The organism is Proteus sp. FME41, from assembly GCF_014897315.1.
Taxonomy (GTDB): domain Bacteria; phylum Pseudomonadota; class Gammaproteobacteria; order Enterobacterales; family Enterobacteriaceae; genus Proteus.
In genome coordinates this window covers 31,509-57,245 of the sequence record NZ_JABUYL010000015.1, presented here as the reverse complement: position 1 = coordinate 57,245, position 25,737 = coordinate 31,509, and the positions used below count along the sequence as shown (strand labels likewise).

27 protein-coding genes are annotated in these 25,737 nt (G+C 40.8%); 13 read left to right on the top strand and 14 right to left on the bottom strand.

Annotated features, from left to right (window positions below):
- Positions 1–14: 14 nt before the first annotated feature.
- From mlaD to mlaF, 3 genes are read right to left on the bottom strand one after another with little or no spacing between them, the layout of a single operon-like run.
- Positions 15–551 (bottom strand): outer membrane lipid asymmetry maintenance protein MlaD, encoded by a 537-nt coding sequence (mlaD, locus tag INT04_RS14160; protein WP_193016750.1) that lies wholly within the window; start codon positions 549–551, stop codon positions 15–17.
- 3 nt (positions 552–554) lie between these two features.
- Complete coding sequence (mlaE, locus tag INT04_RS14155) at positions 555–1,334, bottom strand: lipid asymmetry maintenance ABC transporter permease subunit MlaE (protein ID WP_193016749.1); 780 nt, start codon at positions 1,332–1,334, stop codon at positions 555–557.
- 3 nt (positions 1,335–1,337) lie between these two features.
- A complete protein-coding gene (gene mlaF, locus INT04_RS14150; RefSeq protein ID WP_193016748.1) occupies positions 1,338–2,150 on the bottom strand; it encodes a phospholipid ABC transporter ATP-binding protein MlaF in 813 nt (270 codons plus the stop codon).
- 243 nt (positions 2,151–2,393) lie between these two features.
- Between mlaF and INT04_RS14145 the strand changes: the two genes are divergently transcribed.
- The 12 genes from INT04_RS14145 to rnk all read left to right on the top strand — a co-directional run bounded on the left by INT04_RS14145 (position 2,394) and on the right by rnk (position 11,051).
- Positions 2,394–3,374, top strand: a complete 981-nt coding sequence (locus INT04_RS14145) for a calcium/sodium antiporter (RefSeq protein WP_193016747.1) — start codon at positions 2,394–2,396, stop codon at positions 3,372–3,374.
- An 18-nt stretch (positions 3,375–3,392) separates the two neighbouring features.
- Entirely contained in the window at positions 3,393–4,367 is a 975-nt protein-coding gene (gene kdsD / locus INT04_RS14140) for an arabinose-5-phosphate isomerase KdsD (RefSeq protein WP_193016746.1), read from the top strand.
- A 27-nt stretch (positions 4,368–4,394) separates the two neighbouring features.
- Positions 4,395–4,952 (top strand): 3-deoxy-manno-octulosonate-8-phosphatase KdsC, encoded by a 558-nt coding sequence (kdsC, locus tag INT04_RS14135; RefSeq protein ID WP_193016745.1) that lies wholly within the window; start codon positions 4,395–4,397, stop codon positions 4,950–4,952.
- A 16-nt stretch (positions 4,953–4,968) separates the two neighbouring features.
- On the top strand, positions 4,969–5,547 hold the full coding sequence (lptC, locus tag INT04_RS14130) for an LPS export ABC transporter periplasmic protein LptC (RefSeq protein WP_193016744.1): 579 nt from the start codon (positions 4,969–4,971) through the stop codon (positions 5,545–5,547).
- Positions 5,528–6,061 carry a lipopolysaccharide ABC transporter substrate-binding protein LptA gene (gene lptA / locus INT04_RS14125; RefSeq protein ID WP_193016743.1) on the top strand — a complete coding sequence of 178 codons (534 nt, stop codon included), beginning with the start codon at positions 5,528–5,530 and terminating at the stop codon, positions 6,059–6,061. Before lptC ends, lptA begins: the two co-directional genes overlap by 20 nt.
- Before the next feature lie 6 nt (positions 6,062–6,067).
- Complete coding sequence (lptB, locus tag INT04_RS14120) at positions 6,068–6,793, top strand: LPS export ABC transporter ATP-binding protein (protein ID WP_072069775.1); 726 nt, start codon at positions 6,068–6,070, stop codon at positions 6,791–6,793.
- Positions 6,794–6,852: 59 nt separating this feature from the next.
- Positions 6,853–8,334 (top strand): RNA polymerase factor sigma-54, encoded by a 1,482-nt coding sequence (gene rpoN, locus INT04_RS14115; protein WP_193016742.1) that lies wholly within the window; start codon positions 6,853–6,855, stop codon positions 8,332–8,334.
- A 23-nt stretch (positions 8,335–8,357) separates the two neighbouring features.
- Positions 8,358–8,645 (top strand): ribosome hibernation promoting factor, encoded by a 288-nt coding sequence (gene hpf, locus INT04_RS14110; RefSeq protein ID WP_064718870.1) that lies wholly within the window; start codon positions 8,358–8,360, stop codon positions 8,643–8,645.
- Positions 8,646–8,793: 148 nt separating this feature from the next.
- Positions 8,794–9,261 carry a PTS IIA-like nitrogen regulatory protein PtsN gene (gene ptsN / locus INT04_RS14105; protein WP_193016741.1) on the top strand — a complete coding sequence of 156 codons (468 nt, stop codon included), beginning with the start codon at positions 8,794–8,796 and terminating at the stop codon, positions 9,259–9,261.
- A gap of 80 nt (positions 9,262–9,341) precedes the next feature.
- On the top strand, positions 9,342–10,196 hold the full coding sequence (gene rapZ / locus INT04_RS14100; protein ID WP_193016740.1) for an RNase adapter RapZ: 855 nt from the start codon (positions 9,342–9,344) through the stop codon (positions 10,194–10,196).
- Complete coding sequence (gene npr, locus INT04_RS14095) at positions 10,193–10,465, top strand: PTS phosphocarrier protein NPr (RefSeq protein WP_193016739.1); 273 nt, start codon at positions 10,193–10,195, stop codon at positions 10,463–10,465. The genes rapZ and npr overlap by 4 nt, the downstream gene beginning before the upstream one ends.
- A gap of 175 nt (positions 10,466–10,640) precedes the next feature.
- Entirely contained in the window at positions 10,641–11,051 is a 411-nt protein-coding gene (gene rnk / locus INT04_RS14090; RefSeq protein ID WP_193016738.1) for a nucleoside diphosphate kinase regulator, read from the top strand.
- 117 nt (positions 11,052–11,168) lie between these two features.
- On the opposite strand, the gene pmbA is transcribed toward rnk, so the two are convergent.
- Entirely contained in the window at positions 11,169–12,497 is a 1,329-nt protein-coding gene (gene pmbA / locus INT04_RS14085) for a metalloprotease PmbA (RefSeq protein WP_193016737.1), read from the bottom strand.
- Between the two features lie 186 nt (positions 12,498–12,683).
- Between pmbA and yjgA the strand changes: the two genes are divergently transcribed.
- On the top strand, positions 12,684–13,244 hold the full coding sequence (yjgA, locus tag INT04_RS14080; RefSeq protein ID WP_193016781.1) for a ribosome biogenesis factor YjgA: 561 nt from the start codon (positions 12,684–12,686) through the stop codon (positions 13,242–13,244).
- Positions 13,245–13,296: 52 nt separating this feature from the next.
- On the opposite strand, the gene INT04_RS14075 is transcribed toward yjgA, so the two are convergent.
- The 10 genes from INT04_RS14075 to mreB all read right to left on the bottom strand — a co-directional run bounded on the left by INT04_RS14075 (position 13,297) and on the right by mreB (position 25,128).
- The gene (locus INT04_RS14075; protein ID WP_193016736.1) at positions 13,297–13,602 is read right to left on the bottom strand and encodes a barstar family protein; all 306 of its coding nucleotides are present in this window, start codon (positions 13,600–13,602) and stop codon (positions 13,297–13,299) included.
- Positions 13,602–14,102 (bottom strand): ribonuclease domain-containing protein, encoded by a 501-nt coding sequence (locus INT04_RS14070; RefSeq protein WP_193016735.1) that lies wholly within the window; start codon positions 14,100–14,102, stop codon positions 13,602–13,604. The genes INT04_RS14075 and INT04_RS14070 overlap by 1 nt, the downstream gene beginning before the upstream one ends.
- Positions 14,103–14,188: 86 nt before the next feature.
- Entirely contained in the window at positions 14,189–15,634 is a 1,446-nt protein-coding gene (tldD, locus tag INT04_RS14065) for a metalloprotease TldD (RefSeq protein WP_193016734.1), read from the bottom strand.
- Positions 15,631–16,491, bottom strand: coding sequence for a deaminated glutathione amidase (nit1, locus tag INT04_RS14060; protein ID WP_193016733.1), 861 nt, complete (start codon positions 16,489–16,491; stop codon positions 15,631–15,633). The genes tldD and nit1 overlap by 4 nt, the downstream gene beginning before the upstream one ends.
- Complete coding sequence (yhdP, locus tag INT04_RS14055) at positions 16,488–20,288, bottom strand: AsmA2 domain-containing protein YhdP (protein WP_193016732.1); 3,801 nt, start codon at positions 20,286–20,288, stop codon at positions 16,488–16,490. Before yhdP ends, nit1 begins: the two co-directional genes overlap by 4 nt.
- Positions 20,289–20,333: 45 nt before the next feature.
- A complete protein-coding gene (rng, locus tag INT04_RS14050) occupies positions 20,334–21,803 on the bottom strand; it encodes a ribonuclease G (protein ID WP_193016731.1) in 1,470 nt (489 codons plus the stop codon).
- The gene (locus INT04_RS14045) at positions 21,800–22,387 is read right to left on the bottom strand and encodes a Maf family protein (RefSeq protein ID WP_193016730.1); all 588 of its coding nucleotides are present in this window, start codon (positions 22,385–22,387) and stop codon (positions 21,800–21,802) included. The genes rng and INT04_RS14045 overlap by 4 nt, the downstream gene beginning before the upstream one ends.
- Positions 22,388–22,440: 53 nt before the next feature.
- Complete coding sequence (gene mreD, locus INT04_RS14040) at positions 22,441–22,929, bottom strand: rod shape-determining protein MreD (RefSeq protein ID WP_193016729.1); 489 nt, start codon at positions 22,927–22,929, stop codon at positions 22,441–22,443.
- A gap of 5 nt (positions 22,930–22,934) precedes the next feature.
- Positions 22,935–23,993: a rod shape-determining protein MreC gene (mreC, locus tag INT04_RS14035; protein ID WP_193016728.1), complete on the bottom strand. Its 1,059-nt coding sequence runs from the start codon at positions 23,991–23,993 to the stop codon at positions 22,935–22,937.
- A gap of 91 nt (positions 23,994–24,084) precedes the next feature.
- Positions 24,085–25,128, bottom strand: a complete 1,044-nt coding sequence (gene mreB / locus INT04_RS14030; RefSeq protein ID WP_023582893.1) for a rod shape-determining protein MreB — start codon at positions 25,126–25,128, stop codon at positions 24,085–24,087.
- Between the last annotated feature and the right edge of the window lie 609 nt (positions 25,129–25,737).

Below are 25,737 nucleotides of genomic sequence, written 5' to 3'. Positions count from 1 at the left end.
ATAAGCATTCATCATTAAGGTAATGTAGCGTGTTCTTCTGTCGGTTTAGATTCAGATTTTGCTGAATCATCACCATCGCCTGTTTTATAAAGGAATTGACCGATTAAATCCTCTAGTACCATAGCGGAGTTGGTATTTGTGATCGTTCCACCCTCTTTTAGCAGATCAGATCCCAACTCTTCATCATAAAAACCTAAATTCAACGCAAGGAATTGCTCACCTAATAAACCTGAGGTACGAATAGATAGCGAGCTACTTTCTGGAATGTGGTCATAAATTTTCAGAATATCGAGCGCGACTTCAGGACGGTAGTTACCCTCATTTTCTTCTTTTAAAGAAATAGATGCGACACGACCAATAACAACCCCCCCAATTTTAATTGGAGAGCGCTCTTTTAATCCACCAATATTACCAAAACTGGCATAAACACGATAAGTCGGTTGATTACCCATTTCTTTAATATCAGCCACTTTCAGACATAAGAAAACAACAGCAGCTAATGCGATCAAAACAAATAGACCAACCCAAATTTCAATTTTTTTACTTTGCATGACTTAGTTCCCAAACATCAGTGCTGTTAGCACAAAATCTAAACCCAATACGGCTAACGATGAATGAACAACAGTACGTGTTGTTGCTCTGCTAATCCCTTCTGATGTTGGGATTGCGTCATACCCGTTAAAGAGCGCTATCCAAGTGACGGTGATGGCGAACACGACACTCTTAATAAAACAATTCACTAAATCTAGTCGCCATTCGACAGCACCTTGCATAGATGCCCAGAAAAAGCCTTCATCAATTCCCTTCCAATCTACCCCAACAATTGCCCCACCCCAAATACCGATGGCAACAAAAATGAGTGAAAGGAATGGCATACTAATTAAACCCGCCCAAAAACGTGGGGCAACCACACGTCTTAAAGGATCAACCGCCATCATTTCTAAACTGGAAATTTGTTCTGTGGCTTTCATTAAGCCGATTTCTGCTGTTAATGCAGAACCTGCTCGACCTGCAAATAATAATGCAGTCACCACAGGGCCTAATTCTCTTAATAAAGAGAGTGCGACCATCATACCTAGGCTAGCTTCGGCACTAAAGGTTGTTAATACAAGATAACCTTGCAGTCCCAACACCATGCCGATAAATAAACCCGATACCATGATAATCAATAATGATTGAACGCCGACGTTATACAGTTGCTTCATTAGAAGAGGCCACTGTTTACGAAATTCAGGCTTACCGACTAATGCTCGAAAGAGCATAATGCCTGCTCTACCGAATGTTGCAAAAATCGCTAACGCTCTAGCGCCAATACGAGCTAGTAAATTTACCACGTACTAATTTCCTCGTCCTAATAGGTCGTCCTGATAATCCCCCGCAGGAAAACGGAAAGGCACAGGGCCATCAGCAATACCATCTAAAAACTGCCTGACTTGCCTATTTGGGTTATCTTGTAATTCTTTTGCACTGCCTTGAGCAATCACTTTTTGCTCGGCAACAATATAGGCATAATCAGCGATACTTAGCACTTCAGGTACATCATGAGAAACCACAACGCACGTCACACCTAATGCATGATTTAGTTCATCAATTAGCTTAACAAGTACACCCATCGTGATAGGATCTTGCCCAACAAAAGGTTCATCAAACATAATTAACTCAGGATCAAGCGCAATGGCTCTTGCTAATGCCGCTCTTCTCGCCATACCACCCGATAATTCAGAAGGCATTAAACTGGCGGCACCACGCAAACCCACCGCTTCAAGTTTCATCATCACGGTTGTACGAATGAGTGCTTCAGGTAAATTAGTATGCTCTCTTAGTGGGAATGCCACATTTTCAAACACATTCATATCCGTGAACAGTGCGCCTGATTGAAAAAGCATACTCATTTTCTTTCTTGCGTGATACAACGCAGAACGTGATAGCGCAGGAATATTGTCGCCATCAAACCAAATTTCACCACTATCTGGAAGGATTTGTCCTCCCATTAGGCGCAATAAAGTTGTTTTACCAATCCCTGAAGGGCCCATAATCGCCGTCACTTTCCCTCTAGGTACAACAAGATTAATCTCAGAGAAAATCTTCCTGCTACCGCGGGTGAAGTTCATATTGCGCACTTCAATTAGATTGTCAGATTGTGCGTTCATGAATAAAACATCCTCAAGCCTGTCTGCATAAACGAATTTTTACGCTATTTTGGCAGGTCATTCGTTATGTTACAAAGAAATCACCACTATTTAGCAATTTATTGCACGGTTGATTTTACTTTTCGTGCTTGGCTAGTCAAAATATGGTGAATTAGTAAAACCTTTTGACAATATGTTTTTTTATCAGCCCTGTCTTATTGGTTTTTTCTTTCTTTATTCGTTCATTGTTGGAAAACTGATGGCATGTTGATTACTTTGTCTCTTTTAATTTTTGGGTTGATGTTACTCGTTTATGCATCAGACCGATTAGTTTATGGTGCGAGCGTTTTTGCGCAATCGTTAAAAATCCCTCCCGCCGTTATCGGTATTTTAATTGTAGGCACAGGCACGTCATTACCTGAGCTTTTTATTTCGGCTGATGCTTCTGTTCATAACTTACCGGATATCGCTATCGGTACAGCAATTGGTTCTACACTGACGAATCTTCTTCTCATCGCAGGTATTGGCGCGATGATTTATCCCATGAATATTCAATCCGCGGTGCTAAAAAAAGAGCTCCCCTTGATGATTATAGTCATCATGTTAGTCGGTATTATTGTTTCTAGCGGAAACCTCGGGCTTAGAGAAGGCACGTTGCTCTTTTTTATTGGCTTTGCCTCTATTTTTCTCATGATAAAAACAATGCATAAAACGCTCACACAAGAGCGCCATGTCCTGCCTTTAGAAACCTTAACGCGTTTTGAATTGCAAACTAATCCTCGCAATTCTGTTGCTCTTTTTTGGGTCGTTATTGCCTTACTGATTATTCCAGTTGCGACTCAAATGATATTAGATAATGTCTTTATTTTAATGCAACAGTATCATCTTAGTGGCTTTTTTGTTGGTTTAACCTTGCTATCGATTGGAACAAGCCTACCCGAATTAGCAACAACAATTGTGGCAGCACTAAGACGCGAGAATGAATTAGCGTTAGGAAATATTATTGGTGCTAATATTTTTAATCTTACCTTTGTGTTAGGTATGCCCGCATTGCTCTCACCAAGCACTTTGAATATCAATGCATTTTATTTTAGTTTTGCTGTGCTTGGTGTCGCCAGTTTACTGTTTTCTGTCTTTTCCTTAGGGCGAAAACGGCGCCTTAATCGAGGAAAAGGGATATTCTTATTAGTTTGCTTTATTGTTTATATTACGGTGTTGTGCGTTGCACATTCTCTCTTAACCTAAAATAAATGGTACAAAAAAATGACCGAGTTTGATTTTCAGCAAGCAGGAAAAAAAGTCCTTCATATTGAACGTGATGGGTTAGCTGAGCTAGAACAATACATCAACGATGATTTTACCCTTGCTTGTGAAAAAATTTTTCACTGCCAAGGCAGAGTCATTGTGATGGGTATGGGAAAGTCAGGCCACATTGGGCATAAAATTGCAGCCACATTTGCCAGCACAGGAACACCTTCTTTTTTTGTTCATCCTGGGGAAGCAAGCCATGGCGATTTAGGCATGGTGACAGAAAAAGATATTGTTTTGGCGATTTCAAATTCAGGTGAAGCCAGCGAGATCCTCGCCCTGATCCCTGTCCTTAAACGTAAACAGATAACACTGATTTGTATGACACGCACTCCTCACAGCACAATGGGGAAAGCGTCTGATATTCATCTTTGTATCAAAGTCCCCAAAGAAGCCTGCCCTTTAGGATTAGCGCCGACAACGAGCACAACAGCAACATTGGTCATGGGCGATGCGCTGGCTATTGCACTTTTACGTGCTCGCGGTTTTACTGCTGAAGATTTTGCACTTTCTCATCCGGGGGGAGCTCTAGGCCGTAAACTGCTCCTTCACGTAAGCGATTTAATGAATAAAGACGCCGATATACCTCGCGTTACCAAAGACGCCTCCTTGCGTGAAGCACTTGTTGAAATTACCCGTAAAAAATTAGGTATGACGGTTATTTGCGATGATAGTATGCTGATTAACGGCATCTTTACTGACGGTGACTTACGACGCATCTTTGATTTAGGTATCGACCTTAATAACGCCAAAATTTCGGATGTGATGACAAAAGGCGGTATTCGTATTCGTCCTGATTGCTTAGCCGTTGAAGCGCTTAATTTAATGCAGGCAAAACATATCACCTCGCTCTTAGTGACAGAACAAGATAGTGATATCCTGTTAGGTGTTTTGCATATGCATGATTTATTACAAGCCGGTGTTGTATAAGCTAGTCATAACGTTCCAAGGATAAAAATGAATACAATGATAGAAACTTGTTATGGTGCGGTAAGTGAGAAAATCATCAAAAAAGCAGAAAAAGTCCAATTGCTGATTTGTGATGTTGATGGTGTGATGTCTGATGGACTCATTTACATGGGCAATAATGGTGAAGAGCTAAAAGCCTTTAATGTGCGGGATGGGTATGGCATCCGTTGTTTGCTTACATCCGGCATTGAGGTTGCTATCATTACGGGTCGTCAGTCTACACTATTAGAAGATCGTGCTAAAACCCTTGGCATTACATATCTTTACCAAGGTCAGCATAATAAGCTTTTGGCGTATCAACAACTGTTAGATACACTAAACCTTAAACCTGAACAAACAGCTTATATTGGTGATGACCTAATTGATTTGCCCGTAATGGAAAAAGTAGGGCTTTCTGTCGTAGTTGCTGATGCTCACCCATTACTCACACCTCGTGCTGATTATGTCACTCGCATTGCGGGTGGGCGTGGTGCAGTACGAGAATTATGTGATTTAATCCTTTTAGCGCAAGATCAGCTTGATGAAGCTAAAGGTCTTTCGATTTAACGTATAACGACACAGAATGAATAAATTAAAATCCTGGTTTACCTTAATTCTCGCCATTATTGCCCTTGCGCTAATTGGTTGGAACTATACTAACAACACTGAATTCGGTGATGGTGAGATTGTTGATGATGGTCAGCCAACCTATCAATCTAAATCATCGATATCCTTTGTTTATGAACCAACAGGTATACTGGGATATAAACTGGTTGCTGATGATGTCAAAAACTATTCGCAGCAAAAGTTTACATGGTTTACTAACCCTGTCTTAACCACTTATTCGCCGACAGGGGATGCAACATGGACCGTACGCGCCAATAAAGCCAAGCTAACAAACAGTAAAATGCTCTATCTTTATGGTGATGTTCAAATTGATAGCCTAAGTGATGATTCTCAATTACAGAGAATAAGCACAGATAACGCTATCGCTAATTTGGATACACAGGATGTTTCCTCAGATGATGAAGTGACTATTATCGGCGTCGGACTGAAATCAGTCGGCTTAAAAATGCGAGGCAATCTGCGCGAGAAACGGGCAGAGCTGATTGAAAAGGTAAACACCTATTATGAGATCCCTAATGAATCAAAAAATCCGTAATACACTGATTATCGGTACATTATTAGCAGTAAGTGTACCTGTAATGGCGCTTAAAGATGACACTCAACAACCGATTGTTGTCAACTCAGAAAAACAGTCGCTTGATCTGGAAAAAAATATTACAACATTTACACAAAATGTTGTAATCAAACAAGGATCTATCGATATCCGTGCTGATAGAGTTGTGGTCACTCGCCCTGGGGGTGATTCCAAAAAGATTGTGATAGAAGCCTTTGGTAATCCAGTGACTTTTTATCAGCTACAAGATGATGGCAAGCCTATCAAAGGTCGTGGTGATAAAATGACCTATGAAATGGATAAAGAATTAATGACCTTAACGGGTAAAGCCTATCTTGAACAATTAGACAGTAATATCACCGGCGATAAGATCACTTATCTCGTCCCAACTCAGCAAATGGAAGCATTTAGCGGTAAAGGTAAGCAAGTTACCACTGTTTTACTGCCTTCTCAGTTGCAAGAGAAAGGTCCTGGTGTTAACAACAAAGGTAAGTAACACTTTATGGCGCTGTTAAAAGCTGAAAATTTAGCGAAAGCATACAAAGGACGCACCGTCGTCGGTGATGTTAGCTTAAATGTTAACTCAGGTGAGATTGTTGGCTTACTTGGCCCTAATGGTGCAGGTAAAACAACCACATTCTATATGGTTGTTGGTATCGTTGCTCGCGATGCAGGAAGCATTACTATTGATGATGAAGATATTACCCTGCTACCGTTACATGAACGTGCACGTAAAGGAATAGGCTATCTGCCTCAAGAAGCCTCTATTTTTAGACGATTAAGCGTTTACGACAATATCATGGGGATTTTAGAAATCCGTCATGATTTAACACCAGAACAGCGAAAAGATCGTGCTGAAGAACTGTTAGAAGAGTTTAATGTCAGTCATTTACGTAACAGTTTGGGACAATCATTATCAGGGGGTGAACGTCGCCGTGTTGAAATTGCACGCGCATTAGCCGCAAACCCTAAATTTATTTTATTAGATGAACCTTTTGCGGGTGTTGACCCTATCTCTGTATTAGATATTAAGAAAATTATTCAACATCTACGTGATTATGGATTAGGTGTTCTGATTACTGACCATAACGTTCGTGAAACATTAGATGTGTGTGAACGAGCCTATATTGTGAGTCAAGGTCACCTTATTGCTCATGGTTCACCAGAAGAAATTCTTGAAAATGAGCAAGTTAAACGTGTCTACTTAGGTGAAGGCTTCCGCCTGTAATCTTTGATTCACTTTTACTCTGTCATGGATGACAACAGCAAAGGACTCATCGCATTATTATGAAACAAAGTCTGCAACTTCGTCTCAGTCAGCAATTGGCAATGACGCCACAGCTACAACAGGCTATTCGTTTGTTGCAACTTTCTACGCTTGAATTACAACAAGAAATTCAACAAGCGCTCGAATCTAACCCTCTTCTCGAACAAGAAGATGAACAGCAAGATCCTATTTCAGAAGAAGGGTCTAATACAGATAGTCCATCGGATTCGATAACCGAAAAAACAACAGATAACGAGATTGAAGAGTTCGACACACTGGATGCTTTAGAACAAAAAGAGATGCCTGACGATCTGCCATTAGATACGCAATGGGAAGAGATCTACACCGCAGGTACTCCTTCTGGCACCAGTAATGACTATATGGATGATGAACTTCCACTGTATCAAGGTGAAACAACGGCTTCATTGCAAGATTATCTAACCTGGCAGGCTGATCTCACCCCATTTTCAGAAACAGACAGAGCAATCGCGATAAGTATTATAGATGCAGTAGATGAAACAGGATATTTAACTGTCACAACAGATGACATCCTGACTGGAATGGGCGATGATGAGTTAGAGCTTGATGAAGTTGAAGCCGTATTAAAACGTATTCAACGCTTTGATCCTATTGGTGTTGCTGCTCGTGATCTAAAAGAGTGCCTTTTGGTTCAACTTTCTGCTTTTCCCATAGATACGCCTTATCTTAAAGAAACGCAGTTAGTGGTTAGCCAACACCTAGAATTACTGGGTAATCGCGACTTTCGCCAATTGATGCGTCAAACAAAGTTACGAGAAGAGACACTAAAATCGGTTATTGAGATGATTCAGTCTCTTGACCCTAAACCTGGATTAAGCATTGATACGGGTGAGTCAGAGTATGTTATCCCAGATATACTGGTAAAAAAATCAGGTGAACGCTGGCAAGTTGAGTTAAATACAGATAGCATTCCTCGCCTACGCATAAATGAGACCTATGCTGCATTGGGCCAATCAACCCAAAATGAAAGCGATGGAAAGTTTATTCGTGACAATTTACAAGAAGCCAAATGGCTGATAAAAAGTTTAGAAAGCCGTAATGAGACATTATTAAAAGTCGCTCATTGCATTGTTGACACACAGCAGGCATTTTTCGAATGGGGTGACGAGCATATGAAACCGCTTGTTTTAGCTGATATTGCTGAACAGGTTGAAATGCACGAATCCACTATTTCTCGAGTGACAACGCAAAAATTTTTGCATTGCCCAAGAGGAATTTTCGAATTGAAGTATTTTTTCTCTAGCCATGTGAATACTGATAGCGGAGGCGAAGCCTCTTCGACAGCAATCAGGGCTTTAGTGAAGAAACTAATCGCAGCAGAAAATCCAGCGAAACCACTAAGTGATAGTAAACTGGCAAATATGCTCGCAGAGCTTGGTATACAAGTTGCTCGACGTACTGTTGCGAAATATAGAGAGTCATTATCCATCCCGCCTTCAAATCAACGCAAAGAGTTGGTTTGAGCATAATTGAGAAGGAAGACACTATGGAACTTCAAATCACTGGTCATAATATTGAACTAACCGATGCCCTGCGTGACACCGTCAAAGCAAAAAGCGCGAAATTACCTCAGTTCTTTGACAAAATTAATAACATTCAGGTTATCCTGAAAGTCGAGAAAGTGAATAAAATCGCGGAAGCGACTATTCAAGTTAATGGCGGTGAATTGCATGCCTCTGCAGAAGCAGACGATATGTATGCAGCAATTGATGGACTAATGGATAAACTGGCTCGTCAATTAACCAAACACAAAGATAAACTGAGACAACATTAATTCATTTCCCATTGTGAAATGGGGATACAATCGGCGAAGTTACTGCGTTGTTTATGACTCGGTTTAAGCCAAAGCCTAATCAATATCAGTAACAAAAACCAGATGTCACTTTGTGGCATCTGGTTTGCTGGTCTAAGTGAATAAGACAATGAACAACGATACAAAGATGAATATTAGCGACGTACTTTCTCTGGCATGTACGCATAATGATGTGCATTGCACGAGCAAAAAGCGCGCGTTAGAAATTATCAGTGAAAATGCGGCAAAAGCACTTAATTTACCTGAAACACTGATATTTGAAGCCTTACTGACGCGTGAAAAAGTCGGTACAACAGGAATTGGGGGAGGATTAGCTATCCCTCATGGACGTATTGAAAGTGATGAAACAGAAAAAGTAGTTGGTGTGTTTCTTCACCTAAGCGAACCTATTGCCTTCGACGCTATTGATAATCAACCTGTCGATTTGTTGTTCGCATTACTCGTTCCTGCAACACAATGCAAGGAACATTTACACACACTGTCTTTGATTGCAAAACAGTTGGCAGATAAAAACTTATGTCGCCGACTACGCTCCGCACAAAGTGATGACGAGCTTTATCAGATTATCACAGAATAATCCCCTACGGGTTTATTAGGACGCGAATAGCATACAGTGGGATGATATTCATCACTGGGAAATTATAGGGGAGCTACCTCATGGTGCTGATGATAGTCAGCGGACGCTCTGGTTCAGGTAAGTCAGTCGCTTTACGTGCGCTTGAAGACATGGGATTTTATTGTGTTGATAACTTGCCTGTTGATCTTTTACCTGAGCTCGCAAAAACACTGGCTGAACGTGATGCTTCTGCTGCCGCAGTCAGTATTGATGTCCGAAATATGCCAGAGTCACCGGAGATCTTCGAAAAAGCGCTGGAAAATTTACCCGCTGAATATTCTCCACAACTCTTATTTTTAGACGCAGACAGAAATACCTTAATTCGTCGTTATAGTGATACACGACGTCTACACCCGCTTTCGACCAAAAACCTTTCATTAGAAGTGGCGATTGATACCGAAAGTGATCTGCTTGAGCCATTGCGATCACGTGCTGACCTCATCATTGACACTTCAGAAATGTCAGTTCATGAGCTCGCAGAAATGTTACGTACCCGTTTATTAGGTAAACGTGAACGTGAGCTCACCATGGTCTTTGAATCTTTTGGCTTTAAGCATGGTATTCCTATTGATGCAGACTATGTTTTTGATGTGCGATTCTTACCAAACCCACATTGGGATCCTAAACTACGTCCAATGACTGGTCTTGATCGCCCTGTCGCTGCATTTTTAGATAGACATACCGAAGTTCATAACTTTATTTATCAAACAAGAAGCTATCTTGAACTCTGGTTGCCGATGTTAGAAACCAATAATCGTAGCTATCTTACGGTTGCCATTGGTTGTACAGGTGGGAAACACCGTTCTGTTTATGTTGCAGAGCAACTGGCAGATTATTTCCGTTCTAGAGGAAAAAACGTACAATCACGTCATAGAACATTAGAAAAACGCAAATGACCCAACATCGACAAGTTGCGATTAAAAATCGGCTTGGTATGCATGCAAGGCCTGCAATGAAATTGTTTGATTTAGTCAAAACATTTCAATCAACCGTGATTTTACGTAACAACGAAGGGGTTGAAGCGCAAGCAGATAGTGTGATTGCCATGCTGATGTTAGATTCAGAGCAAGGCAGTCAAATTGATATAGAAGTGACAGGCAGTGACGAAAATGACGCTATTGATGCTATTATTGCATTATTTGAATCTGGGTTTGATGAAGAATAATCATAATAGAAAACAATAGATTAGCATTTCTTAACTAAATAACCCGAAAGAGACTGTGATCGCTGTCTCTTTCTTTTTTATCCAGAACCGCCTATTATCTATTATATAAGTTTAACAACACCCCCACCTCACCCGTGGGGGTGTTGTTTTGCATTGGAATAAATTGGAGTGTGGTATGAAAAAGCCAACAATTACCATCAACGAACTTGATGCTGAACGTTTAGATTCATTGCTAGAGCAACCGGCCTTTGCAGATAGCCCCATTGCTGAAGCGCTGAATGAAGAATTAGATCGTGCTGACATTGTTACACCAGCTGATATCCCTGCGAACATTGTCACAATGAACAGCAAAGTCCGTTTTATGGACTTAAAAAATAATGAAGAACGTACTCGTACTTTAGTGTATCCCGCTTCATTAAAAGACAGCACCACTGAGCTTTCAGTCATGGCGCCAATGGGTGCCGCGCTACTGGGTTTAGCGATTGATGATGAGATCAGTTGGAAGCTGCCTAATGGCCTTGAGACTAAGGTTAAAGTATTAGAAATTCTATACCAACCTGAAGCTGCAGGTGAACTACACCGTTAAGCAGTGCTGAAGGTTCGCGTCTTATTTTTATCTTATCAGTTTGAAAAGCACACAGATAAACGCGATATCTCAGCCCCTTGCGGGCTGAGATTAAAGGTTGCGATAAGTCTTTAACGTTTACTCACCTGCAATACTCATTTCAGGTAACAACAACGATCCACACTGAATATTACTTCGTGTTTCAATATCATCCGCTATCGTGGCAATGTTAGCCCACATCTCTTTTAAATTACCCGCAATAGTGACTTCACTCACAGGATACTGAATTACGCCGTTTTCCACCCAAAAACCACTAGCACCTCGGGAATAGTCACCCGTTACTGTACTGACGCCTTGTCCCATTAATTCAGTGACAACAAGTCCAGTTCCCATCTCTTTTAATAACGCATCAAAAGACAGGCCTTGCCCAGGAATATACCAGTTATGAATGCCACCAGCGTGACCATTACTTTTTAGGCCTAATTTTCTTGCTGAATACGTGGTTAATAACCACTCTTGCAATACACCGTCTTTAATAATGTCAGCATCTACAGTACGGACACCTTCACTATCAAAAGGGGTTGAAGCTAAGCCTCCCATCAAATGAGGACGCTCTTGAATATTGAGCCATTGTGGGAAAATTTGCTTACCTAAGCTGTCTAATAAACATGAAGACTCGCGATAAATCATGCTACCACTAATTGCAGCCACTAAATGACCAAAGATACCTGTCGCAACATCAGCAGAAAAAATAACGGGTGCTTTCATGGTTGGTAATTTACGAGGAGCAAGACGAGATAGCGTCCGACGCGCACACTCTTGCCCTACCCATTCAGGCGATTCAAGTCCATCAAAACGACGGCTAATGGTATAAGCGTAATCGCGTTCCATATCTTCACCATCACGAGCAATCACACAGCTCGACATAGAATAGCGTGAAGATGAATAGCTCTTTAATAAACCAAGGCTGTTACCAAATACACGGGTTCCACTGTGGCTATTAAAACTGCCTCCCTCGGTATTGATAATGCGGCTATCACTGTCTAAAGCTGCTCTTTCTGCTCTTGAGGCCAATTCAATCGCTTTATCCGCAGTGACTTCAGTAGGATGGTAAAGATCAAGGAAAGGCGCATCAAATGCTAATAGTGCTTTATCAGCAGGGCCCGCATAAGGGTCAACAGAGGTATAACGTGCAATATCCACAGCCGCTTGTACCGCGCGTTTAATTGCATCGGGGCTTAAGTCCGTAGAAGAGGCGCTGCCTTTACGTTGCTGCTGATAAACCGTAATCCCTAACGCGCCATCGCTGTTAAATTCAACATTTTCAACTTCACCATAACGTGTACTCACACTAATGCCTGTTGATTTATTAATAGCGACTTCTGCACTGTCACACATTTTTTCCGCCAGCTCTAATGCGAGCGAAACGGCGTCTTCAAGCTGTTTTACCTGATCTGTATTATTCATTGAGAACCATTTTCCTAAGGAGAACACCACTTTTTACTTATTTTTAGCAAAGTAAATCAATTGACAGGTGGTCAACAAGCGATTTTCCCAGTTACAATAGAAGATATATGAATGTTATCACCCGTCGGGCTTTTGGTCATTCACCAAATCACACTCCCGGCTTACTCTGCAACAGGAATTTTTATTATGGCAAAGCAGCCTGAAGAGTGGCATTACCTCAACCCTGAATTTGACGATACATCGTCAGAAGAGGAAGAAGAGGACGAAATCATCTGGGTCAGCAAAAGCGAAATTAAACGTGATGCTGAAGTGCTCAAAAAATTGGGAACTGAATTAGTTGAATTAAGTGCCCAAGAATTAGAGCGTATACCATTAGATGAGAAGTTATTAGCCTCTATTCAATTAGCACAAAAAGTACAGCGTGAAGCACGCCGTCGCCAAATTCAATATATTGGAAAATTATTGCGCAATGTGGACGAAGATCCAATCCGCCAAGCGCTTGATAAACTTAAAAACCGCCATAACCAACAGATCTTAGTGTTACACAAATTAGAAGATCTGCGAATTCGCCTTGTTGAAGGTGGCAATGAAGTGATTGAAGAAGTGGTTGCTCTTTACCCAATGGCTGACCGCCAACAATTACGTACACTTATCCGTAATGCTAAAAAAGAGAAAGAAGGTAATAAACCACCAAAATCATTCCGTTTACTGTTTCAATACTTAAAAGATTTATCAGAGTCAGCGTAAAACCTGATCCCCCTGAAAACGCAGTGTCAATCATCTATCACCACTGCGATTTTCAGGTGTCACTCTCTACATTTAATGTCTTTTGATTTTTATGCTCACAACTAAAGCAGAGTAAAGTTTTACCCAGCTCATTTTGTGCTTCTTGCATTAATTCGACCAAAGGCTGAAAGTCACTAGAATGGTGAGGCAGATGCTTAAAAATAATATTCACGGGTAATTCGATTTCGCCCATTAGCACATCCCATAAGGCATCTAAGTTATTACCAAAATGATCATCTAGCTGAAATTTCAGTGCAAAATCGTGATAAAAAGCGTTTTTATCTGCCAGTGTTTTAAAATCAAAGATGACCTGTTTCATTAAGGTTCAACCTTCGTCATTGTGCGGTAATGATCCGTAGTGACATAAATCAGCCCATCATTTGAATAAAGTAATCTGTCGCTACCTCGATGACCACACCGATAATTTACATCCGCTTCATACCATTGGCGTTTTGCCTCTTCAGGTAACTGTTTTTCGCGATTCATAAAGCGATCGCCACCGATAGCCCTTCCTGGTAACACTTCACATAAATTACCTGTTTTTGCATTCCAGCCATTTTCTCTCGCTTCTTTTTTGGTGAGATAGAAATCTGGTAGCTGTTGATGACGTTGTAAATAGTTAGCCACTGTATTGGCTTGTGTTTTTTCATCAATAGATAATGAAATTTGTGCAGATTGATTGACGTTGTTGCTTGGTTGGGTCGGAACAGGCGTGGAAGATGAAGCTACAGGCGCTTTTTTTTCAGGAAGTAAACCTTGATAAAGCACGCCAAATAAAACAACGACTACGATAATAACGGGTAATAAACGTTTACCCATAAATGAGCACCTTTACTGTGGTTAAGATAAAAAACTCCATCAAAAGATGGAGTCTAATCAGTATATATAAACAACGATAGCAATAATTACGCAGTGCCACCTACGGTGATCTTATCAATCTTCAAGGTCGGTTGCCCCACGCCTACAGGCAGGCTTTGGCCTTCTTTACCACACACCCCGACACCTTTATCTAAAGCCAGATCATTACCCACCATAGAGACTTGTTGCATGGCTTCAATACCTGAACCAATCAACGTTGCCCCTTTTATTGGTTTCGTTATTTTACCATTCTCGATTAAATAAGCTTCTGAGGTTGAGAAAACAAATTTACCCGATGTGATATCAACCTGACCACCACCAAAGTTTGGCGCGTAAATACCACGTTCAACACTAGCAATAATCTCTTCAGGTGATGATTTGCCTGCTAACATGTAAGTGTTTGTCATACGAGGCATAGGAAGATGAGCATAAGACTCACGGCGACCATTTCCAGTTGGTGCCACTCCCATTAAACGGGCGTTCATCTTATCTTGCATATAGCCTTTTAAGATGCCGTTTTCAATGAGTACATTATATTGACCGGGCACACCTTCATCATCGATAGCAACAGAACCGCGACGACCTTCAATAGTACCATCATCAACAATAGTACAAAGCTCAGAAGTAACGCTCTCGCCAATACGTCCAGAGAATACGGAGGTTTCACGGCGATTAAAATCACCTTCTAAACCATGTCCAACCGCTTCATGTAATAACACACCTGGCCATCCAGCACCTAAGACCACTGGCATTGTTCCCGCAGGCGCTGCAATGGCGGATAAATTCACTAATGCCATTCGTACTGCTTCACGTGCATACGTAATTGCGTGGCTTTCGCCCTCTACTTTTGTTAAGAAGTAATCATAACCAAAACGACCACCGCCTCCACTTGCACCGCGTTCACGTTTGCCGTCTTCCTCTACTAGAACGCTGACAGAAAGACGAACTAAAGGACGCACATCGGCGGCTAAAGTACCGTCGGTTGCAGCGACCAAAATATGTTCATAAACGCCGGTGAGTGATGCATTTACTTGTTTAACACGCTTATCTTCGGCACGAGCGGCTTTATCCACTTCATGTAATAGCGCGATCTTCTCTTCACGAGAAAGACTTTGTAATGGATCGTTTAAGCTGTATAGCGGAGAATGTTGAATAGCGCCTAACGTATGGATATGACCATTACCTTTAGCCTGAACAATACTTCGCGCAGCATGCGCACTTTGATTAAGTGCATTAAGCGTTAATTGGTCGGCATAAGCAAAACCGGTTTTTTCACCATAAATTGCTCTAACACCAACACCTTGGTCTATATTGTAGGAGCCATCTTTAATAATCTGATCATCAAGTATCCAAGCTTCGTGGTAACTTGATTGAAAATAAAGATCACCATAATCAATTTGACGCTGTGCAAGCTGCTCTAGTGTTGATGCTAAATCATCTAAACTAAGGTTGTTTGCTTCCAACAGACTTTCGCTGACAACAGCTAAACTCATAATTCTTCTTTATCCTTAACTTTTTTGATTAAGTGGGTCAGTTTTGGGCGAAAACGATTATGTTTCACAACCCGTATCTGTTCACGCATACCGTGTAAACTCTCGACACCAACATTCAGTGTTAGCGCACTAACGGCATCAGGGTTCTTTTTCAAGACTTTCCCCCAACCATCAATAGCCATAGTATGGCCCCAAGTTCGGCGCGTATCATGCGTACCCACTTGTGCAGGCGCTAAGATAATACACTGATTCTCAATTGCACGTGCACGTAATAAAGGCTCCCAGTGTGCTTTTCCGGTTAAACGCGTAAAAGCGGCAGGCACAGAGATTATTTCAGCCCCTTTCTCTCTTAATGCTTGGAAAATACCAGGAAAACGTAAATCGTAACAGATAGTTAAACCTAGCTTACCCACAGGGGTATCAACCACCGTTAGACGTTCACCACGCTGATAAATAGAAGACTCATTATATTCGCCTTGCTCATCATCAATACTGACATCAAACATATGGATTTTGTCATAACGAGCACGGATCACTCCTTCATCATCAAATACTAAGCTACTGCTAGTAATTTGTTCAGGGGAGTCTCGGCTAATCAATGGCATAGAACCCACTAAGATCCACACTTTGTAGCGCTGAGCCATTTTAGCAATCGCATTTTGTAATGGCCCATCACCCTGAATTTCAGCGTGTTTATGATAATCTTTAGCGTTCGAAAAAAGTAACGCATTTTCAGGTGTGAGTACCAGCTTTACTGAATCGGGTAATTGCTTAATCTGTTGCTCTATTTGCGCCAGATTATTTTTTGTATTTTTTCCGCTACAAAGTTGCAAAAGTGCGACATTAACTTTTTTCATAACGCCTGATTCTCCTTAAGCTGACGCAGTACTTCGTCAATTTTGGGTTGTTCCATAGTTCCGGTCACATGATAACGGATAACTGAAATCTTACTCCAAAGTGGCCCCAGAACCTTTGATGCCGCAAACACTGCAGCACCTGCAATTGGGTTTATAGCAAATGCGGTAGCAACACCCACTGTAGCTGAAATTTCAGGGGTTACTACAACTTGTAGGTCCATTTTACGTTCAAGTAAATTAATTTTCCCACTTATTGCTATATCAGCAATAACACCATCAACACGAACACTCTCTGCATTCATAATACCTTGATTAATCGTAATTTCACTTTTAATCGAATCATATTCAAAATGCTCGCTGAAAGTATCTCTAAAATCAAACTGCAATTTACGTAAAAGTGCATCAAAACTCACAAGACGCAATAATTTACCAGCTTGCCCCACATCGACTTTTTCTATACGCCCTTTACCTAAAGTCGATCTGATATCACCATTTAAGGTCGCGAGATCAAAGTTCCACGGCGTATTATGCCATTGTAATGAAAAATCAGCAGAAAGAGGGGATTGTAAAATAGGAACGATATACCCAAAGTAAGCGGCCATTTCATCAATTTCATCGGCTTTTAGCTTACCCATTAGTGTTGTGATGTTATTTCCAGCCATATCTTCAGACCATTCACCTTTAACCTGAAGCGTACCACTGCTATTTTCTAATTTACCGTCCGTTAAAAATAACGTGCCATTATTTTGTTTTAATGAACCTTGAATTTGCCCTAAAAGTAAACCATTCACCCAACATTCTCGACATTCAAAATCAATAGACGGAATATTTTTTACTGAAAATTTTAATGCATTGGGATCAGAAATATTTGCCATTTTTAATGGTTTTTCTTCCTGAGAAGACGCGACACCATTAAAATAGAGGTAGTTAATATTGACTTGCCAAGGTGCTGACGTTGTAGGAATAAACACATCTCCCCGTAATTCACTGCCTGAAAAAGCGAGTTTTACGCCTTCATCAACACGCATAATTTCCGTTTGTGGGTTATTCCATTTTTGCCCAGCAAAATTTAAGTCAGGTAAACTGATATGCACATTATCAGGAAAACTGACGTTATTTTCAGAGGGCGTTAATGATGAAAAAGCCATTAATGTTGGTAGCCATTTATCACCGTCTAATCCTTTAAGATCAAGCGTTAAACGTTGTTGTGAATTCAATTCAGGTAATTTTACAGAAGAGGAAACAAGGTTACCTTGTAATAAACGGAGTTGTTTACCTAACGCCCATTGGCTATTAAGTTCCCACTGTTTTTCAGCATTTGCATTCACCGTTAAGGTTTCGCTGTTACCTATTGCAGAAATTATAATAGGCGGTGAATTTTTTAAATCCTGTGTTTCAGGTGCTGTCAATTTGCTGATTAACGCATTAATATTTCCAGTTAAATCAACTTGATAATCAACATCGCCTTTTTCTGGGATCGTAACATTCACGCTACCATTCCAAGGAAAAACACCCCTAAATAAGCGTTGAATATCGCTAGGTAACCCTTGAATTTTTTGAATATCCCACTGGCCTTTTAAGCTAACATCCACTTGATAATTATCTGTAGCATTATGACTTTTAAATGAAAAGGCGAGTGGTTGCCCAAACCAATTAGCGGTGAATATGTCACTTTCAAGCTTGTCGTTATGATAACGGAATTGCCCTGTGACACCGTTTAAAGTGGTATCCATAAAATTCAATGTGACATCATTGTTTTTTAAATTTATCTCACCTGAAGCAACCACATCTTTACCGCCAAAAGGAATATCTAATTTCAATGTACCGTTAATTTTCCCTGCGACTTTAAGCTCTTCAAGTGTATGACCAATACTCACCATTTGAGAATCTAAGAAATACTCTTTCAGCTCGTCACCTGTGGCTTGAACCGCTGCATTAATGACGATCTTTTCTTGTCGATAACTCTCAATCACAGCGCTTAAATTAGTGGCGGTTGCTTTACCCACTTTCGCCTGCTCAGAAGACATCCATAAACCATCATTTTTAAAATCTAGATTAATATTGAGATCAAATAATGCGGGCCATTCACTATCAAATTTAAAGGTGGCATGTTTAACAGGTGCATAAACTTGGAATCTTCCTTTATGGTTATCAAAAGGGAAATCGGCAGGGTTACCATCGAAAACAAAAGTTCCATTGTCGATATTACCCGCAATAATCGCCTCCGAGAGATATTGTGTCAGTTCTTTGCCAACGTACTCCTCTGGTAGATAACGCCATGCATCTCCTGCATGGGTAACTCTTACGCCAGAGAGTATAGAAAGTCGCTGATCTTCACCTTGTTTCTCATAACGAAAATCACCCGCGACCCATGCTGATGTCGCTTGAATATCTAACCCCTCACTCCAAAGCGATAAATTATCTCCAGAATAAGTCCAATAAATTGCGCCTTTCCCTTTTTCAATATTCAGTGGTGCTTTAAATAATTCGCCTGTGTCTATTTCACTATTTGCTAAGGTAAAACTCAGTTCACCCTGCGGCAGACTCCCTTTTAGTTGCCCACTGAAATGTTGTACTGAAGGGATCTCTTGCCAACGCTTCCAACCCACATTTTCCCAAGAGAGGTTAATTGCGCTTTGCTCAAAATGCTCAGGAGTGAGATCTAAGGCAAAATCATTAACCACACCAGAAAATTGGCGATACTGCCACTGACGAACAAAATCAGGGGTTAAAAAAGAAAACAATGGTAATACCGAATACAGTCTGTCGAGCTCGATATTTTTAGCGCGAATACGCCATGCTTCATCATGTTGTTTTTCTTTCGGTTGATAAAGAACGGCTAAATAGCCATCTGGCCATTCTTCACCATCCATCGTAATTTTTCGGGTATAAGGAATATCAGCAAGCCAGCCATTTTCTTGCCTTCTCATTCGTAAAATTAAATCTTCAACTTTTAGCGCATGAGATGTACCCTCAGTACTCCAATCCATTTCACCCTGATGAATTTGTAACTGACTACCAGTGATACGCCCTTGAGTAATTTCAATCCAATTCGATAAACTGGCTTTGGCTTCACCTAATCCACTATTCTTTTTTACCCACTGGCTAAGCCAAGGTGAAATATCAACGTCATCAGCCGTAAGAAAGACGTTACCGTTATCAATTAGTCCGGCATCCGTGGTATAGAGATCAAGGCGTACTTTTAATCCACCATAATGGTTAATGGGCGTATCAAGGGTGACTTCGCCTTGGGCTCTGTGTCGATTTCCTTGATTTAACCACATTAATTCTGGCACATGTAATGTACTGGTATCCCCTGATGGTGTTAAAAAGACGAAACGGCTTTCAACCAGTTTAAAGCGATCAAACTGTTCGAGGAAAAGAGAAGAAATATCATCAGGCTCAGTTAAGCTAATATCACCACTTTGTCCCGTAAAAATAGGACGTTGGTAATTGACATATAGCTGTTCAAAGGTGAGCTCACGAAAATGAAGGCGAAAAGTGAATAATGAGCGCCAAACATCAAAAGAAAAAGTCACTTTTTCTGCGGTGACATCCACATCACTATTATTGATACGTAGCCCTTCTACTTGAATATCGGGGCCAAAATTTTGCCATTCCCCATTCATTTTTGTCATTGAAACAGGGCTATTGAGTTGCTTTGTTAAGTACGTTTCTATTTCAGGGCGGTAATTATCTAAACGAGGCAGAAAGTAGCGAAATCCACTTAATACCAAGGCAAAAACGATGAGGCAAAAAACTGTTACGATCAACAGATATTTAGATAGCCGCTTCATTTTTGTCTCCTTTCTGCCATCATATTCATTAGGAAGGCGAATCCATTACATCATCACCACATCAAATTGCTCCTGACTATAGAGTAGCTCAGTTTGCACTTTAACTTGTTTACCCACAAAAATTTCAACCTCTGCTAATGCGTGAGATTCATCACCTTTTAATGCCTCAGAAACGGCAGAAGAGGCATAAACTAAAAAGCGATCCGCATCAATGGTTTTATGTACACGGACTATCTCACGTAAAATCTCATAACAGACGGTTTCAACTGATTTTACCGTACCTCGCCCTTGGCAAGCTGGGCAGTCATCACAAAGTACATGTTCGAGGCTTTCTCGCGTTCTTTTGCGCGTCATTTCCACTAAGCCTAATTGAGAAAAACCGTTAATGGTCGTTTTTACTCTGTCTTTACTCAGTGCTTGCTCCAGTGATGCTAATACCCTGCGTTTATGTTCATCATTATTCATATCAATAAAATCAATAATAATGATACCGCCTAAGTTACGTAACCGTAATTGACGAGCAATCGCTTGGCTAGCTTCAATATTGGTATTAAATATAGTTTCTTCTAAATTTCGATGCCCAACAAAGGCACCTGTATTAATATCAATGGTGGTCATGGCCTCGGTTTGATCGATAATCAGATAACCACCTGATTTTAATTCAACTTTACGCTCTAAGGCGCGTTGAATTTCATTTTCAACGCCATAGAGATCAAAAATAGGTTGATTCCCTTGGTGCAATTCAAGTTTAGCGGTTAATTCAGGAATATACTCACCAATAAATTCCTGTAGTTGATTGAAGGTTAAGTTTGAATCAACACGTATGCTATCTAATTCAGAACCGACAAAATCACGTAAAATACGTTGCGCTAAAGCGAGTTCACCGTAAATCTGAATTCGCGTTTTGTTTCTTTTTTTACGCTCGATAATTTTATGCCATAAGCGTTTAAGAAAAGCAGCATCTTGCTTAATTTCTTGCTCGCCCACACCTTCTGCGGCAGTACGAATAATAAAGCCACCGTTTTCATCGCAATACTCTTCAACTAATTGTTTTAAACGTTCTCGTTCTTTTTCACTTTCAATACGTTGAGAAACACCGACATGAGATGCACCAGGCATAAACACTAAATAACGTGAAGGCAAGGTAATATCAGTGGTAAGGCGCGCACCTTTTGTTCCCAGAGGATCTTTAACCACTTGTACTATTAAGTCTTGCCCTTGGTGTACTAATTGCGCAATATCACGAACATTAAATTTCTTTTGTTCTTCACCTGCAATGCATTCAGTGTGAGGCATAATATCAGAAGCATGTAAAAAAGCGGCTTTATCCAGCCCGATGTCAATAAATGCAGCTTGCATCCCAGGTAATACACGACTCACCCGACCTTTGTAGATGTTTCCGACGATACCGCGTTTAGCTTCTCGTTCGACATGAATTTCTTGAAGTATGCCACCTCGAATATAAGCAACACGAGTTTCAGATGGCGTCACATTCACTAATAGCTCTGCTGTCATGAAATCTCCTTCTCATTAGCGAGAGATAAAAATTGAGCAATCAATGCTTCGGTTTCAACAAGAGGCAATCCGACAACAGCATGATAACTCCCCTCAATCCGTTGAATAAAACGGCCTCCTTTTCCTTGAATACCGTAAGCGCCCGCTTTATCCATTGGCTCTTCTGATTCAATATACGCGTTAATCTCACTCTCTGTCATCTTTCTAAAAGTGACGTGTGTAACGACTAATTGGCTCAATGTCTGCGTTCGATCAGAGACTGCAATTGCGGTCATCACTTGATGTGTTGCACCTGAAAGTGCACGTAGGATTTTCGCGGCATGAGTTTTATTACGAGGTTTTTCAAGAATATTACCTTCATGAACCACTATGGTATCAGAGCCTAAAACAGGATAATCATAGGGTGCTTGCCGCACACCTTCTTGTGATTTTTCTTTTGCTAAGCGAAGTACATAATCTTCGGGGGATTCACCTTGTTGCCAAATTTCATCAATTGCGGGTGTGATAATACTAAATTCAACATCTAATAACGCGAGAAGTTCACGTCTTCTTGGTGAGCTGGAAGCAAGGTAAATCGTGGTCACAGATAATGTCCTCATGACGGTAACGCAAAAAAAACCGCCATGAGCCAATTAACTTAGTGAACGGAAAACTGGTGACGGACTTTGCGAAGCAAAAAATAAAGCCATGGCCAAAGAATACCACTGACTGGGCTATTCCAGAATACTTGAGGGTGAAAAGTCACCGGTGAAAGTAAAAATTCTGCCCAAAATACAGCAAGATCAACCACCACCACACTTAACATCACCACTAACGCTTGTTGCCATAGCGCTAAATTACAAAAAAGTTGATATTTAAAGGCAATAACATAACTCACTAAAGTATAGGCCAGAGCATTAACTCCCAAGGTTGTTCCTTGGACTAAATCCATAATCATACCCAATATAAATGCAGTTCCTACACTTACACGATGAGGTATTGCCGTTATCCAATAAATAAGAAATAACATGGGCCAAATAGGTCGATATATTTCTAATTGTTCTGGCCACGGCATTATTTGTAAAACGAGTGCGATAAGAAAAGAGAGCCAAACAATCCAACGCCCACGACTTTGATAAGGATTCATCATGACTACCTATTTCTACTTGAGCTAGGCTGCGGGGTTGTATTCGTTGGTGTGGGCGCCGTTTGTGGTACTGGTGTTCCACTGTTTGATCCTCTCGTATTCTCTAATGGCTCTTGAGACATAGAACGAGGCAACGGAGGACCTGCTTGCTCATAATTAGGTAAAACTTGAGGCATCAGTTGCATTAAGCGCTCATTGGCTGCGTGATAAACCTCAGAAGGTAAAGGTGGCTCACCTGTTTTATCAGAGGCATTCCATAATAAAAGTAAATAGCGTAAACGTTGTAATTCGGCAGAAGGTCGTACATTAATCACCGAATAAGCACGTTGATTATCCACTTTAACGGAGGCGACAACGCCAACAGGATATCCTTCAGGAAAACGCCCACCAAGTCCTGATGTTACTAAAACATCCCCCACCCGAATATCAATATTAGCGGGTAAGGCTTCTAGCAATAAATCATCTGAACATCCTGCACCAGAGGCAATAACACGAATATCATTACGTAAAACTTGCACAGGCAATGCATGGGAAGTATCACAAATTAATAGTACTCGGCTGGTAAGTTCACTTACGGCAATAACTTGACCCACGACACCTTTATCACTAATAACAGGTTGTCCTTCATAGACGCCATCATTGGTTCCTTTATCTATAACCACTTGATCTCGATAGGGCGTGCTATTACCAGACAGAACTTGTGTCACTGTCATTTGTTCATTTTGGCGAAGGGGTGAACCAAGTAATTCTCGTAAACGAGCATTCTCTTGCTTAAATTGCTCCAATAGCTGGCTTTCTCCACTGCGAACTAACAACTCTTTTCTCAAGGCTTGATTTTCAAATTGTAAACGTTCACGTGTTGCAAATGTTTCAGAAATTTGATCAAGAAAACGGCGAGGGCCATTTGCGAGAAAATAGAAGGGGCTAACAGCAGTATCAAGATACTGGCGGACTTTAGAAAATGCACCAATACGGTTATCAGCAATCAATAAAGAGATAGCGACAACCACGGCGATTATTAATCTTAGTTGCAGGGAAGGGCCCCGACTAAAAATTGGCTTCATAAACTCTAAGATCACTCACACGGAGAAGTAAAAAAACAGGTGTTAGTATTCTCACCAAGGGGGAATCCATTCTCCCTTGTTAGAATTAATCTCAATCTTCGCTAAACAGATCGCCACCGTGCATATCGATCATTTCTAATGCTTTACCACCACCACGCGCAACGCAAGTCAGTGGATCTTCAGCAACAATCACAGGAATTCCTGTTTCTTCCATTAATAAACGGTCAAGGTTACGTAATAACGCGCCGCCGCCCGTTAACACCATACCGCGTTCTGAAATATCAGACGCCAATTCTGGTGGACATTGTTCTAATGCGACCATCACAGCACTTACAATACCGGTTAAAGGTTCCTGTAATGCTTCAAGAATTTCATTAGAGTTTAAGGTAAAGCTACGAGGCACACCTTCAGCAAGGTTACGACCACGAACTTCGATTTCATTCACTTCATCAGAAGGATAAGCTGAACCGATATCGTGCTTGATACGCTCTGCCGTTGCTTCACCAATTAATGAACCGTAGTTACGGCGTACATAATTAATGATAGCCTCATCAAAACGGTCTCCCCCAATACGAACAGAAGAAGAATAAACCACACCGTTTAATGAGATAACGGCCACTTCTGTTGTACCACCACCGATATCAACAACCATTGAACCTGTTGCTTCAGAAACAGGTAAACCCGCACCAATGGCAGCAGACATTGGCTCTTCAATTAAGAAGACTTCACGAGCTCCCGCACTGAGCGCAGATTCACGAATGGCTCTACGTTCAACTTGAGTTGCCCCTACAGGTACACAAACCAGTACCCGTGGGCTTGGACGCATAAAGCTATTGTTATGAACCTGTTTTATGAAGTGCTGAAGCATTTTTTCGGTTACATAAAAATCAGCAATCACACCGTCTTTCATGGGACGGATAGCAGCGATATTCCCAGGTGTACGCCCTAACATCTGTTTAGCTTCATGCCCAACAGCAGCAACACTTTTGGATGTGCCAGCGCGATCTTGACGAATAGCGACAACGGAGGGTTCATCGAGAACAATACCCTGCCCTTTGACATAAATAAGGGTATTGGCGGTACCCAAGTCAATAGACAAATCGTTGGAAAACATGCCACGAAATTTTTTAAACATACGAAAGGATAATCCTGCAAGCCGGGACGGAAAAATCCGTCTACTCTATCAACCACAATAAGCAGCGACAAGGCGCGATTCACTACTTAGATTAAAGTGGACACGTAAATAATCTTAAAGGCACAATATTCTACGTTACTTTTCCCAATTGGAGCAGAAAAAAACTGCATAAAAATGGGCTAATTAGAACGATTAACGCATAATTTCGATCCTACGCTGTTCATATTTGACTTATGTCACAATACAAACAACGCATACATCAATAAAGTAAAATCTCACTTCGTTGCCAAACTGTGACTCAAAAGTCTCACTGCAAGTTCAAATAAAATTTATTCATTTGAATAAGAACATTCACTCTATTGATATTAAATGGTGTTTCACCCAATGAATTCTACTTAGATAGTACTCAAAATTTCCACCTTGAATCCCCTAAATCAGCGCATTATCTTTATTTCGAACAACAAAGAAAATACGCATTTTTATCTCATCGTAAAACATTAAAGGTGTTATCTCATAGCCAAGATATAAAACTCAGAATAATCTCTGCACTAATAAACGTAGAACCCCGTTTATACACTAAAAAAAGATAATTTGTCTCATTATTACAAT